The organism is Pseudoalteromonas sp. McH1-42 (assembly GCF_022347845.1).
Taxonomy (GTDB): domain Bacteria; phylum Pseudomonadota; class Gammaproteobacteria; order Enterobacterales; family Alteromonadaceae; genus Pseudoalteromonas; species Pseudoalteromonas rubra_D.
The window spans coordinates 1-2,765 of record NZ_JAKRFU010000061.1; the positions used below are offsets into that span (position 1 = coordinate 1).

Below are 2,765 nucleotides of genomic sequence, written 5' to 3' on the forward strand. Positions count from 1 at the left end.
ATTTGTTCATTTTCCTGCTTTAGGTATAATCATCGTCTGAATTTTGTTCAGAGAGATTGCCTTCTGTTGCGCTAAGGTAAGTGATATCAGTCAGGGATTTTGGAAAATATGAAAACGATAATACAAATAATAAGCTTATTATTTCTGTTCTCTTCGTTGGCACAGGCGAGTGTAAGCCAATCGCCCAATGTCTATGAAGATGACTCGGGAAATATCTATATTCAGTCGCCTAAGCAATTTGTTTTGATTGCCGGTGAGATTAATATTCCTCTACACGTTTACCCACCCTTGGGTTTAGTCAAGCTCAGATACAGCAACGGTCAGTGGATCCGTGAAGTACTCTCTGAGGCACAATTTCAAGCCATAGAATCTCAATTGCAGCTCAATGCCGGATTAACCGAGCGGTTGCGCTGGCGAGATATTGATGGTGACGGGGTGAATGACTATGTCTTGTTCACCGACGCGTCTTCTTACCATGATGCAAGCCTTATCTCGGTGAGCACCAAAACTGGTGGGATCCGCGCACTGAAATTACCATCGGGTACGAACCTGGCGAACAACTATCAGCTTATTGATGTCAATGGTGACGGTCGACTGGATGTGAAGTCCGGCTCTGAGGTCTTCCTGGCATCGGCAAATGGCACTTTCTTATACGCAGGACAAGGCGCAGTGGAGCCGGCCAGCAAAGTAGATACGACTGCCGGTGAGTTCCGCGTGGATGAAACGGGTCAGGCAACGTACTCCGTACCGGTGGCCTTACCTGCGGGACCGGGCGGCATCAAACCTTCCGTGGCTATCTCTTATAGCTCCGCAGCAGGCGTCGGTAATGCCGGATATGGGTGGAATGTCGCTGCGGGCTCTGCCATCACCCGGTGTACAAAAAACATCGCAACAGACGGCAAACAGCAAGCGGTCAGAATGCAAAAGAGCGACGGTTATTGTTTAGATGGAAATCGCCTGATCCTGGTCAGTGGCAGTTATGGTGCCGCAAACAGTACCTATCGCACTGAGCTGTCTAATTTTATGACCATCAAAGCAATCGGGACGGATGCCAGCAACACCGGGCCCAAAGGTTTTGTGGTTGAATCCAAAGATGGCGATACAAAATATTACGGTGATACATCGTTAAGCAATGACAGTGATGCCTTTGTTAAACCTGCTGGCAGCTCAGCGAAAGGGGCACACACCTGGGCACTGAAGCAGGTCAGTGATACGTTTGGCAATAAAATTACCTATCACTACACCACTAATACCAGCCTTGGCTATCACCTGTTGAACTACATTGCTTACGGAAAAGTAAAAGTAAACTTTGATTACACCGACCGTAATACCCGCCAATATGGTTACGCCTATGGAGGCAAGGTTGCGAACGTAAAACGCATGTCGGGGATTGAGGTCACACGTGGCGGTGAGGCGTATCGTTATTACAATATCAATGGTGATGGCAGTAAGCATGACTATATTGACAGCATTCAGGAATGTACCTCATTCAGTGCTGATAAATCATGTAAGTACGCGCTTACATTTGATTATAAAAAAGACACCAGCGATGTTGGGTTTGCTGTCGCTGCAAACCAAACTTCAGGAATAAGAACAACGACCTTACTGACCGATTTTAATGGTGATGGTCGCTCGGACTTCTTATATACCAACAGTACAGGCAAAGTACTGAGTGTTAAGATCACCGGTCAGGATACGGATGTGATCACCTCAAACCTGAAGTCTGTCAATGATTTTAAACTGGCGGATGTGAATGGAGACGGGTATACCGATATCATCTATGCGCAAACGTCGGGCTCGACAACTAAGTGGTATGCCAAGGCCTATCAGCCAGCGACACAAACGGTGTCGGACATGATCTGTGATGATGGTGTGCAGCCATATGGTGCAGATCTGATGCATGCGGATTACTTAGAGCAAGTGCAGTCAGCAGATACCGTACGTACCGAAGCGTTTTCTCAGCCAGCCAGCCTGAGCGCTACGCAATTGCAAGGCAGAGGGATTTGTTATCCAAATGAGTATGTTGAACGACTCTCGTTTAGCTCGGCTGTGGCACTGGCGCCTGGGTATTCTAGTTCTACAATGTTTGTCGATGTAGATGGCGATGGTTTGGCAGACTGGCTATCTAGCTCAGGTAAAAAGCTGTCCTATCGCAAGAATATTGAATCTAATAACGCACTGGGCCGTGACTACGGGGCAATTGATTATTTCTATGAATTTACCTCTGGCGATTTTCCTGCGGATAGAAGCAGTGAGGGGTGCTATTCATCCCATTCAATAGAGCGCAAGTTCACAAAAAGTGCAGATATTAATGCCGATGGTGTATCCGATTTTATTGTCAGACTGAAAACCAGTTATGGTCCAATGTATGGTCAGGCTGGATGCCCGGGGTCTCGTACGGCTTATAAATATAAGCTGCTGCTGAGTAAAGGCACGGATGAGTATAGTAAGTTCGACTATGACTTCAGTGGTGTAGAAGACATTCGGTTTGCAGACTTAAATGGAGATGGCCTGTCGGATTTGGTGTTTGCTAAAAACAGTGGCTGGCAGTATCGCCTGGGTACCGGCAATGCGACCGCGCCGTTACAATCGGCAAAAAGCTTGTCGATACTCTCTGCAAAAATGGGCACAGCGAGTTATCGAGGTAATGTTCACTTTGCGGATGTCAACCAGGATAACATTGCCGATATTATCGCGCTTAACCATACCCGCGTTGTACTGCGGGAGGGATATTGCCGTTGGATAGGGGATGGCCTTCCTCATGG

1 protein-coding gene is annotated in these 2,765 nt (G+C 47.3%); it reads left to right on the plus strand.

All coding sequences use genetic code 11. From position 1 onward, the window contains the following. Window positions 1–108 precede the first annotated feature (108 nt). The coding region (locus MHN31_RS23955) for an FG-GAP-like repeat-containing protein (RefSeq protein WP_239445534.1) at window positions 109–2,765 on the plus strand (2,657 nt) is incomplete at its 3' end.